The sequence below is a fragment of the Streptomyces sp. NPDC058257 genome (assembly GCF_042881845.1).
Classification (GTDB): Bacteria; Actinomycetota; Actinomycetes; order Streptomycetales; family Streptomycetaceae; genus Streptomyces.
Map to the genome: position 1 here is coordinate 48,231 of NZ_JBHVXJ010000011.1, position 17,039 is coordinate 65,269.

Consider the following 17,039-nt stretch of genomic DNA (forward strand, 5'->3'; position numbering starts at 1 on the left):
GGGCTCGGGAGCCGAGGACAGAAGCCAGTGCCCGACAGCTCGCGCCCGCTCGTCACCCGTCGTCACCTGCCTGTCAGGGGCCGGGCCGGGTCTTTTCTCAGCGTACGGGGTCACCTCTCGGCCTCCTTGGCGTTAAGCAGCCGACAGGCAGACTCATGCGCGGCGGATCCCTGCAGAACAGAGCCCACGGCCAACCGCCTCCCTCTAATCTCGTTACTGGGGATGGCATCGACGGTATGGAGTCGGCGCGGCCTCTTTAAGTGACTGTGAGTACAGGTGACTTGCCTACCAAGGCACCGGGAAGGGCCTCCATGCGGCCGAACCTTCACCGAACCCTGACTGGCAGTACGGGTTCGGCCTCACGCGCACGAACGGGTTTGATCAGCGGGTACGTCTTACGGGTCATTCGTGAACAGATGGGCTACACACAGGAAGAGACCGCGGGGCTTCTCCGAGTGAGCATCGACACCGTCGCCGGCTGGGAGACGGGCCGCCGTCCCCTCGCCTCCGTGCCCGTCGGGCAGATACTCGCGACACGGTCCAGGCTGATGCAGCTGGGCACCCCGCCCGCTCTGCTCCAGGCCCTTGCGCGCGGCCTGGAGGCCGACGTCCTGCTGTCGAGCGTCCTCGACGACGAGACACCGACCGACGACAGCCCTCTCGGCGTGATGGTGATGCAGCGCGAGCTGGCCGAGGTGGTCGCCTGGCCGCTCAACGCAGTGCCCCCTGGCCCCATTCGGGATCTGCCGCCGCCAGCGCGCCCCCGGCGCGGTCCGACGCCGACCGGCCCGCAGCTGACCGCGGACGAGCGCACCCAGTTCTTCAGGGCGATGCGGCACACGGCCGAACGAGCCCGCGGTGAAGGACAGTTCCTCCTCCGCCGCCAGGCCCTCTACCTCTCCGGCTACGACACCGCGCCCGACAGCGCCGAGTGGCTCGCCCACCAGCAGCGCACCGAGCGGCCGGGCGATTGGCTGTCCTCGTGGCTCAACGAGCGGTCCGTCGCCGCCGTCGCCGCCCGGCACGGTGACCGCGACCGCATGAACCACTTCATCGACCTCGTGCTCGTCGACGACGACGCCGGCGAGTCCGCGAACCTGTCGTACTGGGCCTACTGGGTCGGTGAAATGACCACGCCCCAGCTCAACGACGACTTCATCGCCGACGGGGCCCCGAAGATGTGGCCCGGCGACAGGCTGCTGACGCACTTGGTGGGTGGCCTCTCGCCCGAGCACGGCTACGTAGACCTCAACGTCCACAGCCTGTGGTCACTTCTCCAGATCAGGCCCAACCTCCTGCGCTCCGGAGCCGCCTCCCGTGCCCTTCGCGAGAGACTCCCCGTGATGTTGGATAGCCGGAACATCTCCTCGCGCGGACACCGCGAGTTGGAGAGCATCCGGTACGCGATCCGCCTCGCCGAGGCGTGAGAGGAGCCCTACCGTGGCCGACGACCTGACTTCGGTTGCTCGATTCCTGTACGAGGCAGGAACGCTCAAGCACACGAAGCGCACCGGCTGGTGGATGGGCGGCGTCAAGGACCCCGAGTCCGTCGCCGAGCACTCGTGGCGCGTCGCCGTCATCGCCTCGATCATCGCAAAGCTCGAAGGCGCCGACCCGGCCCAGGCCGCGTTCCTCGCCGTCTGGCACGACACCGGCGAGACCCGCACCGGCGACGTGAACCATCTCGGGAAGAAGTACACCGGCGGGGCTGAGGCCGATCCTCGTGACATCGCGGCCGATCAGTCGACCGGCTTCCCCGCCGGGTTGGCCGACACGGTGCGTGACCTGATCGGCGAATACGAGGACAAGGAAACGCCCGAGGCTGTCTGTGCCCGGGACGCCGACAAGCTGGAGTGCATGATCCAGGGCATCGAGTACCGCGAGCAGGGCTACACCAACATGCAGCGGTGGATCGACAATTCACGTGGCCGGATCACCACGAAGTCCGCCGCTGAGCTGGCCGACGCGGTGCTCGAAACGGGCTCGCTCGACTGGTTCCGGTCCGCCCTCGGCGAGACGTCCTGAACGAGAACGGCCGGAGCCCCCGCACAGTGGGCTCCGGCCGTTCGGTTCGAGGTCCGGCCTACAGGTCGAGGCCCGTCATGACCATGACCCGCTCATAGGTGTAGTCGTCCATCGCGAAGCGGACGCCCTCGCGGCCCACGCCGGACTGCTTGACGCCGCCGTACGGCATCTGGTCGGCGCGGTAGGAGGGGGCGTCGCCGATGACCACGCCGCCGACCTCAAGGGCGCGGTGCGCGCGGAAGGCGGTCTGCAGGTCGTGCGTGAAGACGCCCGCCTGGAGGCCGTACTTGGAGTCGTTGACGGCGGCGAACGCCTCCGCCTCGCCGTCCACCTTCCTGATCGTGAGGACCGGGCCGAAGACCTCCTCGACGGCGATGGTCGTGTCCGCCGGTACGTCGGCGAGCACGGTCGGCGCGTACGAGGCGCCGTCACGCTTGCCGCCCGCGAGCAGCCGCGCGCCCGCCTGTACGGCCTCGTCGACCCAGGACTCCACGCGCTTGGCGGCGTCCTCGTTGACGAGCGGGCCGACGTCGGTCTTCGGGTCGGACGGGTCGCCGGTGGCCTGGCCCTCGATGGCCGCCAGGACGCGCGGCACGAGCCGGTCGTACACGGAGGCGTCGGCGATGACCCGCTGCACCGAGATGCAGGACTGGCCGCCCTGGTAGTTGGAGAAGGTCGCGATGCGCGCGGCAGCCCAGTCGAGGTCCTCGTCGGAGGAGAAGTCGGACAGGACGACGGCGGCGCCGTTCCCGCCGAGCTCCAGGGTGCAGTGCTTGCGCGGCACCGAGTCCAGGATCGCGTAACCGACCTTCTCGGAACCGGTGAAGGAGATGACGGGAAGGCGCTCGTCCTGCACGAGGGCGGGCATCTTCTCGTTCGCGACCGGCAGGACCGACCAGGACCCGGCGGGCAGCTCGGTCTCGGCAAGCAGCTCGCCGATCAGGAGACCGGAGAGCGGGGTCGCGGGCGCCGGCTTGAGGATGATCGGCGTGCCGGACGCGATGGCCGGGGCGATCTTGTGGGCGCAGAGGTTCAGCGGGAAGTTGAACGGCGCGATGCCCAGGACGACGCCCTTGGAGAAGCGGCGGGTGAAGGCGAGACGCCCCTGGCCACCGGCGTCGGTGTCGAGGCGCTGGGCTTCGCCGCCGTTGAAGCGGCGGGCCTCCTCGGAGGCGAACCGGAAGACGGATACGGCACGGCCGACCTCGCCGCGGGCCCACTTGATCGGCTTGCCGTTCTCAGCGGAGATGAGCTGGGCGATCTCTTCCGTCCGCTCGACGAGCCTGCGGCTCACGTGGTCGAGGGCCGCGGCCCGCACGTGCGCCGGGGTCGCGGCGAACTCGTCGCGCACGGCGTAAGCGGCGGCGACGGCCTCCTCGACCTGCGCGTCGGTCGGAACGGCAGCCTTGCCGACGATCCGCCCGTCCCAGGGGGACGTGACGTCGAGAGTGGTCTCACCGGTGGTCTGGCGACCGGCGAGCCAGAAGGCGTGGATGGAAGTCATGTCGATTCCCGGCCCTTCCGCGAAGGTGTGTCTTGGGGGGTACGTTCCCCACCGTAGGGGCGACAGGGGTCCGGGACGTTTGTCCGACGCGGAGTACTGGCCGGGGGACCCGCGCCTCTTTGGCAGGGGCGCATTTCGTACGCGGCTACTGCGAACCGCTCGATTACTCCGTACCGCTCGACGTCGCCTTCAGGGAGAGCCACAGCTCCATGCGCACGTCCGGGTCGTCCAGCGAACGGCCCAGGATCTCCTCGACCCTGCGCATGCGGTAGCGCAGCGTGTGGCGGTGGACGCCGAGGTCCGCGGCCGCCGCGTCCCACTGGCCGTGGCGCGAGAGCCAGGCGCGCAGCGAGGCGATCAGGTCGCCCCGCCCGGTGGCGTCGTGCTCGAACAGGGCGCGCAGCAGACCGTCGGCGAACGCGCGCACCGCGTCGTCCGCGAGCAGCGGCAGGACCGAGCCCGCCGCGAGGTCCTCGTGCTCGACCATCGCGCGGCCCCGGCGCCTGGCGATGGAAAGGGCCTGGTCGGCCTGCTTGTACGCGGTGGCCGCCGCGATCGGTCCCGCGGGAGCGGAGAGCCCGAGGAGGAGGGAGGTCTCCTCGCCCGCACCCTGCTCCGGCGCCTCGGAACGGCCGTCCTCCAACGCCCGCGCGTAGGCGACGCACGCCGCCGCGCCCGCGCCGCCGTCCACGACGAGCAGCACTAGCCGCTCGCCGTAGGGGACGACGAGGAGTGCTTCACCGGCGCGTGCGGCGGCGGACTCGACGGCGTCCGTGAGTCCGGCGAACGGGTCGCCCTCCTCCGTGGAGGAGGAGGGCGCGGTGGTGGCCGGCACCTCCGCCACCACCAGACGGAACGGCGCGTCGAGCAGGGCTCCGTACAACTCCCCCGCCGCCGTGCGGGCGTGGTCCGGCTCCCCGGCGAGCAGCATCCGAAGGACAGCGGAGCCGACCCGGGCCTCGGCGGCCTGGAGCGAGCGGTTGCGCTCGGTGGTGAGGGTGAGCAGTGCGATGGCGGAGTGCAGGGCGTAGCGCTCGGCGGTGCCGAGGGTGGATGCCGTGCCGACGGCGAGCGCGGCGCGGGGCCGCCGTCCCGTACCGATCGAGTGCAGCTCCACCCGGTCCTCGGCGCCCGCGACGACCGCGCTCGCGGGCGCCGCTCTGTCCCGTAGCCGCTCCACGTCGGTGGTGAGCCGGGCGGCCCGGCGCGAGGCCCACTCGGGTGCCGTGGCGACGACGGCGCCGGACGCGTCGTACAGCGCGGCCCAGCCGTCCACCTGTGCGGCGAGCGCGCCGAGCAGCCCCTCCGGGCCGTCGCTCAGCGCCTGCTTGGTCAGCTCGCGCTGGGCCGCGAAGCCCGCCGTCACCGCGCGGTACTGGTCGGCGGCGATGGCGGCGGACACGGCCTTGCTGATGGCGAGGAAGGGTGTGCGCCGCGGCACCTCCAGGAGCGGAAGCCCTTCATCCGCGGCGGCCTCGACCAGGGCCTCCGGGATGTCCTTGTAATGCACGCCGACCGCGAACCCGAGCCCGACGACCCCCGCCGCCGCGAGCCGCTTCACATAGCGGCGCATCGCCTCCGGGTCCTCCGCGTCCAGCTTGAGCGCGGTGATCATGAGGAGCTCGCCGCCCTCCATGTAGGGCACGGGATCGGTGAGCTCGCTGGCGTGTGCCCAGCGCACGGGCGCGTCCAGATGTTCCTCACCCGCGCGCACGGTGAGCTTCAGCGCGGAGTGGTGGACGAGGGAGGCGAGCGTGGGCGGCATGGGACCTTCAGGTCTGGTCAGCAGGTCAGGGCGGCAGGTCTGGCAGCGGCGGGTGAGGCACGCGTCCCGGTGTCGGCCATTGAATCCCGGACGAGATGTGGATCTTTTGGCCGGTACGTATGAACGACCTGTGCCGATTCTGCCTCACCGTACGGTAGGTACGGGACCGAATGCCCCATACGCCGCTGCCTGCCCGCGCCATGTTGACTAACCCCGAAGATCCACGAGGAGGGGAGGCGCGTGTTCCCCCTTCACGTCCGTCAGCGAGAGCACCGCGTGGCCCGGTGGCAGGGAGTGGGCGAGGTCGGAGGCGGACCAGCGTTCGCGCTCGACCTTGCGCACGGTGACGGCGTCCGTCGTGACCGCCTTGCCGGTGACGAGCTTGCGCAGCGAGTGCAGCGCCCGCGTCATCGGCTGATCGGCGAAGACCGTGTGCTGGGCGACTTCCTTGGTCTCGATCCACTCGGTGCCCCAGGCCTCGGTGAACCGGCGCCCGTCCCAGGTCGTCACGCCGGAGAAGGCCATCCGGCAGCCGACCGCCGCGTACAGCGGCCCCTGGAGTGACTCCGGCACCTCGCCGATGGTGCGCAGGCCGAGCACGACGCCCGCGTTCAGCGACCGCAGCCGCTGGATGGCGCGCACGCTCTCACCGGTGAGGGTGCGCGCGGCGTCGTCGAGGATCAGGCAGGCAAAGTGCGGGCGCCTGGCCGGGTCGCGTACGACGTACGTGAACTGGGCGAGCAGCAGCCGGGCGAGCAGCCTGGACGCCTCCTCGTGTCCCTGCTCGGGCAGATCCACCCTGACCCGGAGCGGATGGTTGACGACAGCGCGCATCGAGAAGGGGCGCCCCTCGCCGCTGGGGTCGAAGAAGTCGGCGAAGACGGGCCGGTCGAGCAGGCCGAGCCGGTCGGCAAGGGCGGGGCCCGGGTCGTTGGGAGAGCCCGACTGGCGGATGCGGGCGTCCAGTTCGCGGCGCATGGCGGTGTGCCCGTCAGCGGCGAGGCCGTCCTTGAGGGCGGCGAGCCCGGCGGGGTCCCCTTCGAGGAGTTCGCGCAGCACGGGGACGGAGGGGAAGCGTCCGTGCAGGACGCGGTAGGGGCCCAGGAGTTGGGCGAGGGTGGTGGCGGCGCGCCGCGTATCGACGGCTTCGAGGTCGCCGACCAGGCCTTCGGCGAGGAAGGCTGCGGCCTCGTCCGCGTCGGCGCAGTCCGCGTACAGATCGATGTCGTGCACGGACGCCGGATCGCCCGGCCTGACCACGATGTCGTACGTCTGGTCGGCACCGAGCGATGTGCCCGCCGCGCACACGGCGACGACCGCGCTCTGTCCGGTCAGGGCGCCCAGGGCGAGCGACTCCGCCACCGGGCGCATGAGCCTGCCGGTCTTGCCCGCGCCGGACGGGCCGACAGCGAGCAGGGAGGTGCCGAGCACCGCGGGGTCGAGCGCGGCGGCGGCTGCGCGCACGGCGCGGGGATTGCGCTCGTCCTTCGCGAAGCGGCCGATCCTGACCTGGCCGACGAGCAGGTCGTGCACGGCGCTGCGAGCGGGCAGGTCGCGCTGGCCCGAGGGATGGGCCCAGGCGGCTGAACCCTGCCGGGCGACCGTGTCCACGAAGGTGGCGAGGGCGCCCGGGTCGGAACCGGCCGTGCGCCAGGCGTGGGCCACGCGGGTGCAGTCGACGTCGTTCATGCGTCCGCTGACCAGCTCGGCGGAGAGCAGGTCGGCCGCCTTGTCGTGTCCCGCCGCGCGCAGTTCGGGCCAGTGGCCGTGTGCGGGGGCGTCGGCGGGGCGGGGCGGGGCGACGGTCGGCCGCCGCCGTGTCGTCGCGGCCCTGCCGTCGCGGACCGCCTGCCACCACCCGCCGACGCGGGCGAAGGGCCACAGCACGGCGAGGGTGATTAGGACGGACAGGGTGTCGGTGACCACGCGCGAGGTGAAGACCTCGTAGCCACCCGCGACGAGCGCGATCAGGGAGTAGACGGGGTCGACCACGGGGAGCGGTCGCATGTCGAACCCGAGGCCGCTCGGCCAGACGTAGACGAGGGCGCCGACCGCCCCGACGGAGGCGAGTACGGCACGGGCCGGTTGCGGGCGTCGCGTCACGAAGTGCCGGATCGCGTCGGGCCAGGCGCCGAGCCGCCCGACGCTGTAGATCACCGCGCCGAAGACAAGGCCGTCGTAGACCATCTGGGCCTCCGTGGCCTGCCACTCCTTGGGCGTGGCGCTGCCCGCAAACCACCAGTCGCCCGGCGTGAACAGCTTCAGCGGGGCCCACTGGTAGGGGATGCTGCCCTGCCGCCACAGCGACCAGAACAGCAGACCGAGCAGGGCGGAGATGACCATGCCGACGGCCAGGCGCCGGGTGACTCCCTCGATCTCGGACTCGGGCGCGGGCGGCCGGTAGCCGTAGCGCCAGATGCCCGGCGCCGCCTCGGGGCGGGGCGCGGCGAGCCAGTCGGCGACGGATGAGGGGCGCTCGGTACCGGGCGCCTGCCGGGGCATCGGCGGCGGCCCGGGGGCGGGGGACGGCGCCGCGGGGACCGCGGGCGCCGCCGGCCGCGGCACCGGTGTGGCGTGTGTGCCGCGAGCGTCGTGCGTGCCCGTGCCTTCGGAGTCCATGGCCCTTCCCCCCTGACCTGCCGGTCTGTCGGTTCAGCCGTCAATCTAGTGCCCCCGCAGGGGCAGTTCACGAAATACGCGCCCGGGACCTGCGGGAACACCATGACTCTTACCCGCCGCCGAAGGGGACGAAAGCCGCACCCCGCCCACCCGCCGCTATGTCCATCACGGACAACCGCCACGCCGAACAACTCCCCCGTGGAGCATGCCCGCCTCCACCCTCCGCCCCTAACCTGCGAAGAAAGCAAGCAGGAAAGCAAGCATTCGAGCGTCCGCCTCGCCCCACCCCCAGGAGCACCCCATGACCGCACTTCCGCAGGAGCGCCGCGTCGTCACCGCCATCCCCGGGCCGAAGTCCCAGGAGCTGCAGGCCCGCCGTACGGCCACGGTCGCCGGCGGCGTGGGTTCCGTGCTGCCCGTCTTCGCGGCGCGCGCGGCGGGCGGCATCATCGAGGACGTCGACGGCAACCGCTTCATCGACTTCGGCTCCGGCATCGCCGTGACGTCGGTCGGATCCAGCGCCGAGGCCGTCGTACGCCGTGCGAGCGCGCAGCTCGCCGACTTCACCCACACCTGTTTCATGGTCACGCCGTACGAGGGGTACGTCGCCGTCGCCGAGCAGCTCGCGGAGCTGACGCCGGGTGACCACGCCAAGAAGAGCGCCCTGTTCAACTCGGGCGCCGAGGCCGTCGAGAACGCCGTCAAGATCGCCCGTGCGCACACCAAGCGCCAGGCCGTCGTCGTCTTCGACCACGGCTACCACGGCCGTACGAACCTCACGATGGCGCTGACCAGCAAGAACATGCCGTACAAGAACGGCTTCGGGCCGTTCGCGCCCGAGGTCTACCGCGTCCCGGTGGCCTACGGCTACCGCTGGCCGACGGGCGAGGAGAACGCCGGGCCCGAGGCCGCCAAGCAGGTCATCGACCAGATCGGCAAGCAGGTCGGTGCCCAGAACGTGGCCGCGATCATCATCGAGCCGGTGCTCGGTGAGGGCGGCTTCATCGAGCCCGCGAAGGGCTTCCTGCCCGAGATCGTGAAGTACGCCAACGACAACGGCATCGTCTTCGTCGCGGACGAGATCCAGTCCGGCTTCTGCCGTACGGGCCAGTGGTTCGCGTGCGAGGACGAGGGCATCGTGCCCGACCTGATCACGACCGCCAAGGGGATCGCGGGCGGCCTGCCGCTCGCCGCCGTCACGGGCCGCGCCGAGATCATGGACGCCGCGCACTCCGGCGGCCTCGGCGGCACCTACGGCGGCAACCCGGTCGCCTGCGCCGGTGCGCTCGGCGCCATCGAGACGATGAAGGAGCTCGACCTCAACGCCAGGGCGAAGGCCATCGAGGCGACGATGAAGGCCCGCCTGGCCGCCATCGCGGAGAAGTACGACATCGTCGGCGACGTCCGCGGCCGTGGCGCGATGATCGCCATCGAGCTGGTCAAGGACCGCGCGTCGAAGGAGCCGAACCCCGAGGCGACGGCCGCGCTCGCCAAGGCCTGCCACGCGGAGGGTCTGCTCGTCCTGACCTGCGGCACGTACGGCAACGTCCTGCGCTTCCTGCCGCCGCTGGTCATCGGCGAGGACCTGCTTTCCGAGGGCCTGGACATCATCGAGGCGGCGTTCACCCGCATCTGATCGCCCCCCCTTCGCGCCTCTTCGGAAGCGCCCACCGGAGCCGGGATCACCCCAAAGGGGGAAAGATCCCGGCTCCGTATGCGTACGCGTGCGTCCTGACGTGTGTGTACTTCGTGCGGTGCCAGAGTCGTGACCTGAGGTGACCGTCAGGGCGTGTGAAGAAGGTGTGCGGGCCCCATGTCGGGTTCCTGTTCCGCCTGTCGGCCCGCCCCTACCTGACGTACGGTTTCTGCAGATGAGAGAAACACCCCGCCCACAGGGGACTGTGGGCGACACCGGGACGGAGCCTCCCCAGCCCCGTCTTGGTCGTGCCATCGCGCACACACCCGGAGCTTCTGGCTTCGGAACTCCTCACCGATCGGATGGCCGCCCGCCCCACACCCCCCGGGGCGCGCGGCACACCGGTCAGGACGGCCGCCCCGGAACTACCCCCCCTGTTCCCGGGCGGCCGACCACTTCCCTCTTCCTCTTCTGCCTCTGCGCGCTGCTCTTCGCGCTCATCACCTGGCAGGTCCTTGCCGACGGCCCCCTCCGCGACGCGGACGAGCGGCTCGGCCCCTGGATCACCGGAAGCCGTCTCCCGGACGGCGCGGCGGAACTCCTCGCCGATCTGGGCGCAGTCACCATCGCCGTGCCGTTCCTCGCCGTGGTCATCGCCTACGCGGGATGGCGCGCCCGCGCTGCCGGTACGTTCCGCTGGTGGCTGGCCCCGGTGGCCGCCGCCGTGGCCATGGCGGCGGTTCCGGCGCTCGTGATCCCGCTCAAGGAACTGATCGGCCGCACCGCGCCGCCCGGCATGGACGGCAGCGGCTACTACCCCTCGGGCCACACCGCCACCGCCATGGTCGCCTACGGCGGGGCGGCGCTGCTCCTGCTCCCCTGTCTGCACGGCACGTACGCACGGCGTGAACTGCTCATCGCCTGCGCCCTGTTGAACTTCGGGGTCGGGCTCGGGCTCGTGCGCCGGGGGTATCACTGGCCGCTGGACGTCGTGGCCAGCTGGTGTCTGTTCGCAATGGTGCTTCAGCTGATGGTGCTGGTGGTGGCGCGGTACGGACGCCGCGCCGAGGAAGAGGGGACGGACGCGGCTCAGCCGAAGTAGCCGTCGAAGTTCTTCGAGAACTCCCAGTTGTTGTAGCGGTCCCAGTTGACCGACCAGGTCATCAGGCCACGCAGCCCCGGCCAAGTGCCGTGCGTCTTGTACGAGCCGCAGTTGGTGCCCTTCGTCAGGCAGTCCAGGGACTTGTTGACCTCCGCCGTGGGGACGTGGCCGTTGCCCGCGTTCGTCGAGGCGGGCATGCCCATGGCCACCTTCGCCGGAGGCAGCGCGGGGAAGACGTTCTTCGTGTCGCCCGCCACCGGGAAGCCCGTGAGCAGCATGTCGGTCATCGCGATGTGGAAGTCGGCGCCGCCCATGGAGTGGTACTGGTTGTCCAGGCCCATGATCGGGCCGGAGTTGTAGTCCTGGACGTGCAGCAGGGTGAGGTCGTCGCGCAGGGCGTGGATGACCGGGAGGTAGGCGCCGGCGCGCGGGTCCTGGCCGCCCCACTTGCCGGTTCCGTAGAACTGGTAGCCGAGCTGCACGAAGAAGGTCTCAGGCGCCATGGTGAGCGTGAAGCCGCTGCCGTACTTGGCCTTGAGGGTCTTGACGGCCGAGATGAGGTTCACGATCGACGGCGTCTTGGGGTTCTTGAAGTCCGTGTCGTCGGCGTTCAGCGAGAGGGAGTGGCCCTCGAAGTCGATGTCCAGGCCGTCGAGTCCGTACTCGTCGATGATCGAGGAGACCGAGGAGACGAAGGTGTCGCGCGCCCGGGTGGTGGTCAGCTGGACCTGGCCGTTCTGGCCGCCGATGGAGATCAGGACCTTCTTGCCCGCCGCCTGCTTGGCCTTGACCGCGGCCTTGAACTCGTCCTTGGACTCGACGCCCGGGCACTCGGTCCGCGGACAGAGGCTGAAGCGGATGTCGCCGGACGTGGCGGAGGTCGGCTCGCCGAAGGCGAGGTCGATGATGTCCCAGCTGCCGGGGACGTCCGAGAGCCGCGTGTAGCCGGACCCGTTGGCGAAGCTCGTGTGCAGATAGCCGACCAGGGCGTGGTCGGCGGCGGCCTTGGGCACCGGCCCCGCCGAGGAGCCCGTCGAGGGGCCCGCCGAGGCCTCGGCGGCGAGCAGGCCGGACGCGGCGAGCGCGCAGGCCGTGGCCGCTGCCACGGTGAGACGTCTGATGCGGCGCGTGAGGGGACGCCTGAGGGGACGCGGCGATGAACGGTCCACAACTGCCTCCGGGCATGGGGAGGATGGGAGGGTGGGCCGCTCAATTTGGTCCAGACCAATCAAGTTGTCAAGGTCCCGTCAAGGACCGTCCACCAGAACAGTCCGTCAGAACAGTCCGTCAGAACAGTCCGTCAGAACAGTCCATCAAGACAGTTCGTCAAGAACGCCCGTCAAGAACTACTCCTCCCTCGGCTCCTCCGGCTGCTCCCGCGGCGCCAGTTGCGCCGCTGCCTCGTGCATCGCGAGTTCGAGAAGTGCCGGATCCGTCAGCGTGCCCGAGCCGTCGGGCGGGATCAGCCAGCGGACGCCGCCCGTGGAACGGCCGGGGTAGGGCACCACGATCCAGGTGCCAAGGCCCGCGCCGCGCACCCCCGTGCCGATCCAGCGGGCCACCGTGCCCGCGGGCACGAAGAACCCCATACGGGAGTCGCCGAAGTCGGCGAGTACCGGGCCCGGACGGTCGATGCAGCAGGTCAGTACGTCGAGCGTGGGATATCCGAGTTCACCGGGGAGGATGAGTACGTCCCAGAGCTTGCCCGCCGGAAGGAGCGCGACCCCCATAGGATTGCGCTCCCATTCCCAGCGGCAGGCATCCGGTTCCGGCGCCACCGACACGAGCCATTCGACCGCCGACTTCGCCTCCGAGCCAGTCATGGCGGGGCCTCCCTCTCTCCGGTGCAACAGCTGTGCTTGTCACAGGAGAGAGGGGGCTCGGCCCGGAGCATTACGCGGGTTCCGGGAACTTGTTGACGAACAGTCGATAGAGCGAGCCGCAGCGCCGGCCGAAGTCGTCAGCTGTCGAAGCCCAGGCCCAGCTTGTCCATCGTCTTCAGCCACAGATTGCGCCTGCCGCCGTTCTCGTCCGCCCTGGCCAGGGACCACTTGGTCAGAGCGACGCCCGTCCACGCGAACGGCTCGGGCGGGAACGGCAGCGGCTTCGTACGCACCATCTCCAAGGACGTACGTTCCGTGCGCTCGCCGGAGAGCAGGTCCAGCATGACGTCGGCGCCGAAGCGGGTGGCCCCGACACCGAGCCCCGTGTAGCCCGCCGCGTACGCGACCCGACCCGCGTGGGCCGTACCGAAGAACGCCGAGAAGCGCGAGCACGTGTCGATGGCGCCGCCCCACGCGTGCGTGAACCGGACCCCCTCCAGCTGCGGGAAGCAGGTGAAGAAGTGGCCCGCCAGCTTCGCGTACGTCTCGGGTCGGTCGTCGTGCTCGGCGCGCAGCCTGCCGCCGAACGGGTAGATCGCGTCGTAGCCGCCCCACAGGATGCGGTTGTCGGCGGAGAGCCGGAAGTAGTGGAACTGGTTGGCGCTGTCGCCGAGGCCCTGCCGGTTCCTCCAGCCGATGGCCGCGAGCTGCTCCTCGGTCAGCGGCTCCGTCATGAGGGCGTAGTCGTAGACCGGGACCGTGTACGCCCGCACGCGCTTGACCAGCGAGGGGAAGATGTTCGTGGCGAGCGCGACCTGGCGGGCGCGGATCCGGCCGTACGGGGTGCGTACGGCCATCCCGGCGCCGGACGAGACGAGTTCGAGGGCCGGCGTGTGCTCGTAGACGCGTACGCCCATCTCCAGACAGGCCCGCTTGAGGCCCCAGGCCAGCTTCGCCGGGTGGAGCATGGCGACGCCCTCGCGGTCCCAGAGGCCGCCGAGGAAGGTCGGTGAGTCGACGTGCGCGCGCAAGGCGTCCGCGTCGAGCAGCTCGGAGCCGTCGGCGAGGCCGTGCTCCGCCATCTCCTCGTACACCTCGCGCAGTTCGGTGAGCTGATGCGGCTGCGTGGCCACGTCGATCTCACCGGTGCGCTCGAAGTCGCAGTCGATGGAGTAGCGCTTGACGGCGGCCTCGATCTCGTCGAGGTTGCGGGCGCCGAGCTCCTCCAGCTTCGCGATCTCGCCGGGCCAGCGGGACAGGCCGTTGGAGATGCCGTGCGTGAGGGACGCGGCGCAGAAGCCGCCGTTGCGGCCGGAGGCGGCCCAGCCCGCCTCGCGGCCCTCGACCAGGACCACCTCCCGGTGCGGGTCGCGCTCCTTGGCGATCAGCGCGGTCCAAAGGCCGCTGTAGCCGCCGCCGACGACGAGCAGGTCGCACTGCTCGTCACCGGTGAGGGCGGGCTGGGCGCGGGGTTTGCCGGGGTCGTCCAGCCAGTACGAGAGGGGCTGGGCGTCGGAGAGGGACTTGGTCCAACGGGTCATGGCGCCTGGGGCCATGATTTCCACTCCTTCAGAATGTGCGGGGTTGGTTCTCAGTTGGCTTGCTTGTTGCGGCGCTTCGAGACGATCATCCCGCCGAGCACCAGGATCACGGCGACGAGGAACATCGCCGTACCGATCACATTGATCTGAACGGGCGTACCGCGCTGCGCCGATCCCCAGACGAACATGGGGAACGTCACGGTCGAGCCCGCGTTGAAATTCGTGATGATGAAATCGTCGAAGGAGAGCGCGAAGGCGAGCAGCGCGCCCGCCGCGATTCCCGGCGCGGCGATCGGCAGCGTGACCCGGACGAAGGTCTGCACGGGGCCGGCGTAGAGGTCCTGCGCGGCCTGCTCCAGGCGTGGGTCCATGGACATCACGCGTGCCTTGACGGCGGTCACCACGAAGCTGAGGCAGAACATGATGTGGGCGATGAGGATCGTCCAGAAGCCGAGCTGCGCGCCCATGTTGAGGAAGAGCGTGAGCAGCGAGGCGGCCATGACGACCTCGGGCATCGCCATCGGCAGGAAGATCAGCGAGCTGACCGCGCCGCGCGCCCGGAAGCGGTAGCGCACGAGCGCGAAGGCGATCATCGTGCCGAGCACGGTCGCGCCGATCGTCGCCCAGGCCGCGATCTGCAGGCTCAGGCTGAGCGAACCGCACATGTCGGCGACGCCGCAGGGGTCCTTCCAGGCGTCGAGTGAGAATTCCTGCCAGGCGTAATTGAAGCGCCCCTTCGGCTTGTTGAAGGAGAACACCGTCACGACGACGTTCGGGAGCAGCAGATACGCGAGTGTGAGGAGACCGGCGATGACGACGAATTTGCCGCGGAGCCAGCGGAAGAAGGCGGCCATCAGACGAGATCCTCCGTCCCGGACTTACGGATGTAGAAAGTGACCATGACGAGGATCGCCGCCATCAGGATGAAGGAGAGAGCCGCGGCCGTCGGGTAGTCCAGAATGCGCAGGAACTGCGTCTGGATGACGTTGCCGACCATGCGGGTGTCGGTGGAGCCGAGCAGATCCGCGTTGACGTAGTCGCCCGCCGCCGGGATGAAGGTGAGCAGCGTTCCGGAGACGACGCCCGGCATGGAGAGCGGGAAGGTCACCTTGCGGAACGTCGTGGACGGCTTCGCGTAGAGGTCGCCCGCCGCCTCGTGCAGCCTGCCGTCGATGCGTTCGAGCGAGGTGTAGAGCGGCAGGATCATGAACGGCAGGAAGTTGTACGTGAGTCCGCAGATCACCGCGAGGGGCGTGGCGAGGACCCGGTCGCCGTCCGTGACGCCGAGCCAGCTGGTGACGTCGAGGACGTGCAGCGTGTTGAGGGCGCCCACGACGGGGCCGCCGTCCGCGAGGATCGTCTTCCACGCCAGCGTACGGATGAGGAAGCTGGTGAAGAACGGCGCGATGACCAGGACCAGGATGAGGTTGCGCCAGCGGCCCGCGCGGAACGCGATCAGATACGCGAGCGGGTAGCCGAGCAGCAGACACAGGATCGTGGCGGCGCCCGCGTACATCACCGAGCGCAGGAACTGCGGCCAGTAGTCGCTCAGCGCGTCCCAGTACGTCGCGAAGTGCCAGGTGACCTTGAAGCCGTCTTCCAGGGAGCCGGTCTGGACGGACGTCGACGCCTGGTAGACCAGCGGCAGCGCGAAGAAGACGACGAGCCAGAGGATGCCGGGGAGCAGCAGCCAGTAGGGGACGAGTCGGCCGCGCTTGCGGATCTTGCGCGGCGGCTCGTCCGGCTCCTGCGCCGGGGCCGCCTTGGTGAGGGTGGTCGTCATGCGGAGGCGTCCTCCTCGACCTTCTCGACTCCCGCGTCGATGTCCTGGGCGGGGTCGAGGCCGAAGGTGTGGGCCGGGTTCCAGTGCAGGACGACGTCGACGCCGGGGACCAGGCGGGTGTCGCGCTCGATGTTCTGGGCGTAGACCTCGAACGCGTCGCAGAGCGGGCTGTTGATGACGTACTGCGTCGACACACCGATGAAGCTGCTGTCGGCGATGCGGCCCGTGATGCGGTTGCGCCCCGCGGGGATCTGCCCCGCGTCGTCGGCGTGCGTCAGGGAGATCTTCTCGGGGCGTACGCCGAGGATGACCTTGCCGCCGGTGCCGGTGGGCGCCGTACATCGCGCGGCGGGCAGCGTGAGCTTGCCGTCGCCTGCCTTGAGGGTGAGGTCATCGCCGCTGCGGCCTGCGATCTCGGCCTCTATGAAGTTCGACGTGCCGAGGAAGTTGGCGACGAAGGTGGTGCGGGGGTTCTCGTAGAGGTCGGCGGGGGCGCCGAGCTGTTCGACACCGCCCGCGTTCATCACCGCGACCTGGTCGGCCATCGTCATGGCCTCCTCCTGGTCGTGCGTGACGTGGATGAAGGTGATGCCCACCTCGGTCTGGATGCGCTTGAGTTCGAGCTGCATCTGGCGGCGCAGCTTGAGGTCGAGTGCGCCGAGCGGCTCGTCCAGGAGCAGCACCTTGGGGTGGTTGATCAGGGCGCGGGCGACGGCGACGCGCTGCTGCTGGCCGCCGGAGAGCTGGTGCGGCTTCTTGCGGGCCTGCTCGCCGAGCTGGACGAGGTCGAGCATCTCGCCGACCTGGCCCTTCACCGACTTGATGCCGCGTCGGCGCAGGCCGAAGGCGACGTTCTCGAAGATGTCGAGGTGCGGGAAGAGCGCGTACGACTGGAAGACGGTGTTGACGGGCCGCTTGTACGGCGGCAGCGCCGTGACGTCCTGCTCGCCCAGGTGCACGGTGCCCGAGCTTGGCTCCTCGAGCCCCGCGATCATGCGGAGTGTGGTGGTCTTGCCACAGCCGGACGCGCCGAGCAGCGCGAAGAAGGAACCCTGCGGCACGGTGAGGTCGAGCGGCCGGACGGCCTTGAAGGAGCCGTACGTCTTGCTGATCCCGGTGAGGCGGACGTCGCCGCCGTGTTCTGTAGCAGTCGTCATGGTGCGTCCAGGGTGTCGAGGGAGAGTCGAGGGACTACAGGGGCGCGAGGGGCGCCGCTCAGGAAGCGATCAGAAACCGGGTCG

Annotated in this window: 12 protein-coding genes and 1 pseudogene; 4 read left to right on the forward strand and 9 right to left on the reverse strand. The window is 70.2% G+C overall.

Going from position 1 to position 17,039, the window contains the following annotated elements:
* Window positions 1-311 precede the first annotated feature (311 nt).
* Complete coding sequence (locus tag ACFVXC_RS25010) at window positions 312-1,427, forward strand: helix-turn-helix domain-containing protein (protein ID WP_389908817.1); 1,116 nt, start codon at window positions 312-314, stop codon at window positions 1,425-1,427.
* A 13-nt stretch (window positions 1,428-1,440) separates the two neighbouring features.
* A complete protein-coding gene (locus ACFVXC_RS25015; RefSeq protein WP_389908819.1) occupies window positions 1,441-2,025 on the forward strand; it encodes an HD family hydrolase in 585 nt (194 codons plus the stop codon).
* A 58-nt stretch (window positions 2,026-2,083) separates the two neighbouring features.
* On the opposite strand, the gene ACFVXC_RS25020 is transcribed toward ACFVXC_RS25015, so the two are convergent.
* The 3 genes from ACFVXC_RS25020 to ACFVXC_RS25030 form a co-directional block, all read right to left on the reverse strand.
* Window positions 2,084-3,529 (reverse strand): aldehyde dehydrogenase family protein, encoded by a 1,446-nt coding sequence (locus ACFVXC_RS25020; RefSeq protein ID WP_389908822.1) that lies wholly within the window; start codon window positions 3,527-3,529, stop codon window positions 2,084-2,086.
* A gap of 163 nt (window positions 3,530-3,692) precedes the next feature.
* The gene (locus ACFVXC_RS25025; protein ID WP_389908824.1) at window positions 3,693-5,294 is read right to left on the reverse strand and encodes a PucR family transcriptional regulator; all 1,602 of its coding nucleotides are present in this window, start codon (window positions 5,292-5,294) and stop codon (window positions 3,693-3,695) included.
* 207 nt (window positions 5,295-5,501) lie between these two features.
* Complete coding sequence (locus ACFVXC_RS25030) at window positions 5,502-7,913, reverse strand: ATP/GTP-binding protein (RefSeq protein WP_389908827.1); 2,412 nt, start codon at window positions 7,911-7,913, stop codon at window positions 5,502-5,504.
* 301 nt (window positions 7,914-8,214) lie between these two features.
* Here ACFVXC_RS25030 and gabT point away from each other — a divergent pair, with 301 nt between their 5' ends.
* Together gabT and ACFVXC_RS25040 are read left to right on the forward strand one after the other, a co-directional pair.
* Entirely contained in the window at window positions 8,215-9,549 is a 1,335-nt protein-coding gene (gene gabT, locus ACFVXC_RS25035) for a 4-aminobutyrate--2-oxoglutarate transaminase (RefSeq protein ID WP_389908830.1), read from the forward strand.
* A gap of 235 nt (window positions 9,550-9,784) precedes the next feature.
* Window positions 9,785-10,651, forward strand: a complete 867-nt coding sequence (locus ACFVXC_RS25040; protein WP_389908833.1) for a phosphatase PAP2 family protein — start codon at window positions 9,785-9,787, stop codon at window positions 10,649-10,651.
* On the opposite strand, the pseudogene ACFVXC_RS25045 reads toward ACFVXC_RS25040, so the two are convergent.
* The 6 genes and pseudogenes from ACFVXC_RS25045 to ACFVXC_RS25070 form a co-directional block, all read right to left on the reverse strand.
* Window positions 10,639-11,643, reverse strand: a pseudogene (locus tag ACFVXC_RS25045) (chitinase); the annotation flags it as partial. The gene ACFVXC_RS25040 and the pseudogene ACFVXC_RS25045 sit on opposite strands and share 13 nt — an antisense overlap.
* 354 nt (window positions 11,644-11,997) lie before the next feature.
* The gene (locus tag ACFVXC_RS25050) at window positions 11,998-12,474 is read right to left on the reverse strand and encodes a hypothetical protein (protein ID WP_389908836.1); all 477 of its coding nucleotides are present in this window, start codon (window positions 12,472-12,474) and stop codon (window positions 11,998-12,000) included.
* 137 nt (window positions 12,475-12,611) lie between these two features.
* Window positions 12,612-14,030: an NAD(P)/FAD-dependent oxidoreductase gene (locus ACFVXC_RS25055; protein ID WP_389908838.1), complete on the reverse strand. Its 1,419-nt coding sequence runs from the start codon at window positions 14,028-14,030 to the stop codon at window positions 12,612-12,614.
* Window positions 14,031-14,065: 35 nt separating this feature from the next.
* Window positions 14,066-14,869: an ABC transporter permease gene (locus ACFVXC_RS25060; RefSeq protein ID WP_389908841.1), complete on the reverse strand. Its 804-nt coding sequence runs from the start codon at window positions 14,867-14,869 to the stop codon at window positions 14,066-14,068.
* Entirely contained in the window at window positions 14,869-15,798 is a 930-nt protein-coding gene (locus ACFVXC_RS25065) for an ABC transporter permease (RefSeq protein WP_389908844.1), read from the reverse strand. The genes ACFVXC_RS25060 and ACFVXC_RS25065 overlap by 1 nt, the downstream gene beginning before the upstream one ends.
* Window positions 15,795-16,955 (reverse strand): ABC transporter ATP-binding protein, encoded by a 1,161-nt coding sequence (locus ACFVXC_RS25070; protein WP_389908847.1) that lies wholly within the window; start codon window positions 16,953-16,955, stop codon window positions 15,795-15,797. Before ACFVXC_RS25070 ends, ACFVXC_RS25065 begins: the two co-directional genes overlap by 4 nt.
* Window positions 16,956-17,039 lie beyond the last annotated feature (84 nt).